Source organism: Nocardia otitidiscaviarum NBRC 14405, from assembly GCF_000308635.1.
GTDB lineage: Bacteria > Actinomycetota > Actinomycetes > Mycobacteriales > Mycobacteriaceae > Nocardia > Nocardia otitidiscaviarum.
This window is the reverse complement of the sequence record NZ_BAGD01000086.1, coordinates 23,429-30,130: the sequence shown is the minus strand read 5'-3', so window position 1 is coordinate 30,130 and position 6,702 is coordinate 23,429. Positions and strand designations below refer to the sequence as shown.

Annotated in this window: 6 protein-coding genes; 3 read left to right on the top strand and 3 right to left on the bottom strand. The window is 67.9% G+C overall.

Going from position 1 to position 6,702, the window contains the following annotated elements; translation table 11 throughout:
- Positions 1-43: 43 nt before the first annotated feature.
- Both ON31_RS38585 and ON31_RS19515 read left to right on the top strand, forming a co-directional pair.
- Positions 44-808 carry an HNH endonuclease signature motif containing protein gene (locus ON31_RS38585; RefSeq protein ID WP_373282996.1) on the top strand — a complete coding sequence of 255 codons (765 nt, stop codon included), beginning with the start codon at positions 44-46 and terminating at the stop codon, positions 806-808.
- A 312-nt stretch (positions 809-1,120) separates the two neighbouring features.
- Positions 1,121-1,702: a DUF5134 domain-containing protein gene (locus tag ON31_RS19515; RefSeq protein ID WP_039815626.1), complete on the top strand. Its 582-nt coding sequence runs from the start codon at positions 1,121-1,123 to the stop codon at positions 1,700-1,702.
- A gap of 67 nt (positions 1,703-1,769) precedes the next feature.
- Here ON31_RS19515 and ON31_RS19510 read toward each other — a convergent pair whose 3' ends face one another.
- From ON31_RS19510 to ON31_RS19500, 3 genes are all read right to left on the bottom strand, one after another.
- Entirely contained in the window at positions 1,770-3,332 is a 1,563-nt protein-coding gene (locus ON31_RS19510; protein WP_255222176.1) for an FAD-dependent monooxygenase, read from the bottom strand.
- A 165-nt stretch (positions 3,333-3,497) separates the two neighbouring features.
- Positions 3,498-4,514 (bottom strand): Gfo/Idh/MocA family protein, encoded by a 1,017-nt coding sequence (locus ON31_RS19505; RefSeq protein WP_085996448.1) that lies wholly within the window; start codon positions 4,512-4,514, stop codon positions 3,498-3,500.
- A gap of 17 nt (positions 4,515-4,531) precedes the next feature.
- The gene (locus ON31_RS19500; RefSeq protein WP_039815624.1) at positions 4,532-5,536 is read right to left on the bottom strand and encodes a LacI family DNA-binding transcriptional regulator; all 1,005 of its coding nucleotides are present in this window, start codon (positions 5,534-5,536) and stop codon (positions 4,532-4,534) included.
- A gap of 257 nt (positions 5,537-5,793) precedes the next feature.
- Here ON31_RS19500 and ON31_RS19495 point away from each other — a divergent pair, with 257 nt between their 5' ends.
- Positions 5,794-6,696 carry a TIM barrel protein gene (locus ON31_RS19495; protein ID WP_039815622.1) on the top strand — a complete coding sequence of 301 codons (903 nt, stop codon included), beginning with the start codon at positions 5,794-5,796 and terminating at the stop codon, positions 6,694-6,696.
- The last annotated feature ends 6 nt before the right edge of the window (positions 6,697-6,702 follow it).

The window sequence follows — 6,702 nt, the reverse complement described above, 5'->3', positions numbered from 1 at the left end:
TCTGGGGTCTCATCGGGGTGTGCCGGTGTCGGTGGTGTTGACGATGAGTCTCACCGACCTGCAATCGGGGTCCGGGTATGCGCATACCGCGTCGGGGTCGGTGATGTCGGTCCGGGACGGGTTGCGGATGGCCGAGGGTAGCTACCCGTTGTTGATGTTGTTCGACGGCAAGGGTTTGCCCCTGCATTTGGGGCGGGGGAGGTATCGGTTGGCGTCGTCGTGGCAGCGGTTGGCGTGTATCGCCGCCGACCGGGGTTGTACCCGCCCGGGGTGTGAGGCTCCGGCGACGATGTGTGCGGTGCATCATATGGTGCCGTGGTTGCGGGGTGGTCGTACCGATATCGACAACCTCACGTTGGTGTGCGACCGCTGCCACGCCCAGATCCCCGAAGACGGCGAGGATCCGGCCGGGTGGGCCACCCTCGGACGCGGTGTCGGTAGCGGCCGGTATCCGGGTCGTGTCGCGTGGGCACCCCCGACGCGGATCGATCCGGGTCGGGTTCCCCGGGTGAATCTGCATCATCATCCCGAGCAGTGGCTCACCGATGCCCCGGGCGGGCAGTCGCCCCCGACGCTCAGCCGATCGACATCCCCGACGCTTAGCCAGCCGAAGCCCTCGGCCGTCAATCGGCCGATGCCTCCGCCGTTGGGGCGACAGGGTGCGGGCGCGTGTGATCGCCCGTCCCCGCGACGGATCGACCGAGACGCCACCGACCACAGCGACCGGTCAGATCCTCACGACCGTACGGTGCCCCCGCAAAATGCCCAGCGGCCGGGCCCGACCCGAGGCGATCACTTACGCCAATAGCCACACCCGCAAAAGGGCCCATCTCGAAAGCGCAACCCCAGCCAGTCCGTCGGCTGGGGTAGAAGCGCGCGGCACCCAACCCGGCGTCAGCGAAAGCCAGGTAAGGCACCCAACGCCACCACACTCATCTCTTCACATCTCTGCAGCAACACCCCGAACCCGACACGACCCCCGACACCTCAACACATGGACAAGGCCGAAACCACTCCACAACGAGCAACTACTCCATATCGATAACGAAATCCCCCTCCACCCAGCCCCCCGAAGTGCGATCATGGAAAAGCCTGCGTCGCCGCTGAAAGGTGGTGTGCTGTGACCCAATTCGTCCAACAGTACGAACCCCTACGATGGCTGACCCTCCTATCCTTCATAGCCGCAGCCGCAATAGTCACAACCCGCCTGGCCACCCCCACCCCCGCCCTGGAAACAGACCAGGAGTCCGACGCCGCACACCTGATGATGTGCCTGGTCATGCTCGCAATGATCGGCTTCCCCACCGCCATAGACCCCCACGCCATGAACGGCGTCCTCACCGCCATGACAGTGGTCTACGCCCTCCTGTTCCTGGCCCGCATAGTCCAGTGGCGCGACAACCCGCTGGCCCCCGCCGCCCGAGTCATCCCCTTCGCCTACCACCTCACGGCGGCAGCAGCCATGCTCTACGCCATGAGCGGTCACACCGGCGGACACCACGGCGGTGCCCCCGCCGCCCCCATGCTCGCCCTGGCGACCCTGTTCACCATCGACGCCGCCGCCATGGCCCTACCGATGTCGAGAAAGGCTCTGCGCCACATCGTTCCGCACCACGTCGGTACCGCAGGCCCCGCCACGGTGGTGCCACACATCGTCATGGACCTGGGCACCGCCTACATGCTCGTAGCCGCCATCGGCTGATCCCGCGGCGGCGCCTGGAGGTCAGGTCAGCGGATGGAGTTCCGGGACCCCATCGACGCGGTGACGCCTATCGATGCAGCATGGTCGCCGATGGGGTGTCTGCCGACTGTGAGCCGGTGCGTGAAGTCTCCGATCCGAACCACCGTGCGAGCGCTGCTCGCAGCGTGGGCGCCGCGGAATCGGCGGATTCCTCGTCGCCCGCTGCCCAGGCGATATGCGCGTCCGGGCGGATCAGCAGGGCATCGGCCGGTCGGTCCTCGGTCTCGGCGGTGACAACCTCGACGCGCGGCAGCCACTCCCGGACGATTGCGCGCAGGTCCGCGCGGTCGGCCAGATCGAGGAAGACCGGGCGGGCGGCGCGCATGAGTTCCGCGATGCTCGTGACGCCCACGTCGGTACGCAGGGTGCGGTCGGCGGCGAAGGTGCCCGCCAGCGCGTGCTGGTCGGAGCCGGGCAGAGGGTAGCGGATGTCGGTACCGCCGACCAGGGCTCCCAAACGCCGCTGCGTCGCCTCGTCGGTGAGCAGTTCCTCGAAGACCGTGCGCAGCGCGTCGGCGGCCGGATCACCGCCACGACGCAGTGCCATCTGGGCACGGGTCTGAAGCCGGGCGCGGGCACCGGCGAAATGGCGTTCGTCGTGGTAGGTGTCGAGCAAGCCCTCCGGAGCCCAGCCCTCGATCGCGGCGGCCAGTTTCCAGGCCAGATTGACTGCGTCGGACATACCCGCATTGAGGGCGGTACCGGTGGCCGGGAACAGGTGGGCCGCATCACCGGCGACGAGAATCCGGCCCGCACGATACCGCTCGGCCTGACGATCCTGAAAGACATAGCGTGACAACCGCATCGGATCTCCCAGTGGCAGATCCACACCGAGCACACGGCGGATGCTCTCCCGCACTTCGGGCAGGGTCAGCGGTTCGTCACTGTCGTAATCGGCGCCCTCGTCCTCGGAGGTTTGCAGGAACAGGATTTCGGGGGTGGCATGAATCGCGAACTGGCCGTGCTCGGTTCGGGTGTAACCGGCCGCGATTCTGCCTACGCCGGGCACGTCGAGATCGCCATTGTCGTGCACGGTCAGCATCTCGGGCGTGGTGACCTGGGCCAGTCGGTTGACCTCGATCAGGGTGGTGCCGGAGAACTCGATACCGGCCATTCCACGGATCGGGCTGCGCCCGCCGTCGCAGCCCACCAGGTAGTGGGCCGTCACCTGGTAGGGCCCGTCGGGGCCGTGCACGTCGGCGGTCACCGTGTCGTCGTCCTGGCCGACCCCGACCACCGTGTGCCCGCGTCGGATTTCGGCACCGAGTTCCTCGGCGCGCTGGCCGAGCACCTGTTCGATCGCCAGCTGCGGGATCGCCAGCGCCCGCATCGGCGGGTCCGCCAGCTGAGTGAGGTCGAGATACACACCGCCGAACGGGAATCGGGGCGGCGGGTAGGAGCCGCCCGCGGCTTCGAGTCGCTCCAGCAGGCCGCGGTAACGCAGCAGGTCGAGAATTCGGCCGCCGATACCGCTGGCCTTCGGGGTCTCCCGAGGCTGCGGGTACTTCTCCAGCACCAGCGCCCGCACTCCGGCCAGACGCGATTCATTGGCCAGCATCAGGCCGGTCGGGCCAGCGCCCACAATGATCACGTCTGTTTCCACAACTCGCATGTATCGCAACTCCCATATGTACGGATTCTGGGTTCGGACAGCAATTCTGCGGCATACCCGGTGTCGTGCAGCAAGCGGGCGGTTGCGTTGTCGACCGGACGCCGAGCACGATCTTCACTCGCGCACGGCCCTGGCCGCTCGATCTCAGTGGCCTTCGCGCACCTCGCGCATGGTCACCGGCCGCTGCTCGCGGCGCGACAGCTCGCACGCCTCGGCGACGTAGAACGCCTCGAGCGCCTCAGTCGGCGGGCACGGGTTGGCGAGTGTTCCGTCGACCACCGCCACGAAGGCTGACAGTTCCTCGGTGTAGGCACGCCGGAACCGATCCATGAACCCTGGGTAGGCGGGCAGCGGTGACGCCGGGAAATCCGGTTCCACCGAATGCAGCGGCGCTCGGTCGTCCAGTCCCACAATGGCATTGCCCACCGAGCCCAACAGTTCCAGCCGTACGTCGTAACCGGCCCCGTTGTAGCGGGTGAGGGAGACGGTCGCCAACGCGCCGTCGTCCATGCGCAGCACCACCGCGGCGGTATCCACGTCGCCCGCGTCCACGAAGAACTGCTCGCCCCGGTTGGCGCCGACGGCGTAGACCTCGGTGATCTCGCGTCCGGTCACCCAGCGGATGATGTCGAAATCGTGGACGCCGCAGTCCCGGAACAGGCCGCCGGAGCGCGGTATGTATTCGGCGGGAGGGGGAGTCGGGTCCAGTGTGGTGGCTCGCAGGGAGTGCAGCCAGCCGAGCTCCCCGTTCGCGACGGCGGCGCGTGCGGCCCGGTAGCCCGCGTCGAAGCGCCGTTGGAAGCCGATCTGCACCGGCACCGACGATCCGGTGAGCCGTTCGATCACCGCGAGTGTCCCCGAGATATCGGCCGCGATGGGCTTCTCGCAGAAGACCGGCAGTCCGCGTTCCACGGCCGCGAGGATGAGTTCGGGATGGGAGTCGGTGGCCGTGGTGATCACCAGCCCCGCGAGGTCGGCGGCGAGCAGCGTGTCGATATCGGGTGCGAAGTCGACGCCGAGCTTGCGGGCGGTCTCGCGTGCCCGTTCGGTGTCGACGTCGGCGACGACCACCGATTCCACGTCCGGCAGCGCTTTCAGAGTCTCTGCGTGGGAGGTGCCGATGCGGCCGGTCCCGGCCAGGCCGATGCGAAGGGAAGACATGATTCTCCTGGGTTGGCTCAGATGCGAGGTGGGGCCGTCGTCGAGCGGACGACCAGGGCGGGTTCGACGCGGCTGCGCAGTGGTTCGGTGCGCCCGTCGCGCAGCCGCTGGGTGAGTGCTGCTACGGCCAGTTGACCGATGCGGGTGCGCGGCTGGTCGATGGTGGTGAGCGAGACGTAGCGCAGGGCCGCGAGCGAGGTGTTGTCGTAGCCGACCACCGACACGTCCTCCGGCACCCGCAGTCCGGCCTCGTCGAGGGCCGACATGGCGCCGAAGGCGTTGAAATCGTTGCCGCAGACCAGTGCGGTGGGAAAGGTGCTGGGGGAGAAGACGTTCAACAGTTTCCGTACCGCGGCGGCACCCGCGGCGTCGGTGTGTTCGCTCGGGATCACCATCGGTTCGAGCCCGTGCCGCTCCATCGCCGCGGTGTATCCCCTGCGCCGCGGCCCGGCGGCGAAGGCGGCCCCGCCGTCGAAGTGCACGATGCGCCGATGTCCCAGTGACACCAGGTGATCCACGGCCAGTCCCGCACCGGTCTCACCGTCGTCGTTGACCGTGTCGACCCCCGCGATATTCGAGGTCCGCGACACCAACACCACCGGACACCGCTGGGCCGCTTCCCGTATGGCCGCGGCCGGTAGGACCGGCGACAGCAGGATGATCCCGCCGGGCCGGAACGACAGCAGACTTTCCAGCGCCGCCCGTTCCCGTGCCGCACTGCGCCGCCCGGTATTGAGGATCAGTTCCAGCCCGGCTTCCTGCGCCGCCGCGTCCATACCCTCCACCACTTCGGCGAAGTAGGCGTTGCGCAGGTCCGACACCATGACGCCGACGAGATTGGATGTTCGGCTGGCCAGTGACCGGGCCAGGAAATGCGGTTGGTAACCCAGTTCCTTGGCGGCGTCGAGCACCGCCCGGCGGCGGTGTTCGCTCACCTTGGGGGAGCCCCGCATGACGAGCGAGACCAGGGCGCGGGAGACGCCCGCCCGAGCGGCGACGTCCTCCATCGTCGGTCGCGTCACAAATCCCTCCGTGTCGGTGCTGGTGTGTGTGGCACGTTACTGCCCGGACGCGAACCAATCAATAGAGCGCTCTAATCGGACATTTTCCGGCAACCCGGTATCCCTGTTCACGCAGTAAAACCCACCATTTCAAGGGGTTTCGCGATCATGAATCCCGCTGAGGGTTCTTGACACATGAGTGATCCAGATTACATAGTTGGAGCGCTCCAACGCATGGAGCCACAACCGTGTGACTACGACAGGTCGAGGAAGTTCCGATGACCGCACCGCTGCACCCGCTGCGCATCGCCGCCGCACCGATCTCCTGGGGAGTCTGCGAAGTCCCCGGCTGGGGACACGTTCTCGACGCGCACACCGTCCTGGCCGAAATGGCCGCGCTCGGCATCACCGCCACCGAATTCGGGCCACCGGACTATCTGCCCGCCGACCCTCTCGTGCTGCGCGCACAGCTCGGCGAACACGGTCTGACCGCGATCGGCGGCTTCCTCGCCCTTCCGCTGCACCGGGAGTCCGACGCGGCGCTCACCTTCGCCCGCGAGACGGCCACCCGCTACGCGCGGGCGGGTGCGGAGGTGCTCATCCTGGCGGCCGCCACCGGCCTCGACGGCTACGACGAACGTCCCGCACTCACCGACACCGAATGGGACACCCTGGTCGACACCGCCGCCGCCATCGCGGCCATCGCCGCCGAGGTGGGCCTGCGCACCACCCTGCACCCGCACGTCGGCACGCACGTGGAGTCCGAGGCCGAGGTGGAGCGCTTCCTCGCCGACTCCGACCTGCCGCTGTGCCTGGACACCGGCCACCTGCTCATCGGCGGCACCGACCCGGTCGGCCTGGCGCGCCGCTACGCGGACCGCATCGGCCACATCCATCTCAAGGATGTTCGTCTCGATCTCGCCGATCAGGTGCGCGACGGCGCGCTGGAGTACAGCGAGGCGGTGCGGCAGGGCATCTACGCTCCGCTGGGCGCGGGCGATATCGATATCGACACGCTGGTGCGGGAGGTTTACCGCGCCGGTTATACCGGCTGGTATGTGATCGAGCAGGACACGGCACTGCGGCCGGGCGACACCGCGAGGACGCCGACCCGCGACGCCGAACGCAGTCTGCGGCATCTGGCGGCCATCGGCTCGGCGCTCGCCGCAGCACGGATTTAGCTGGAA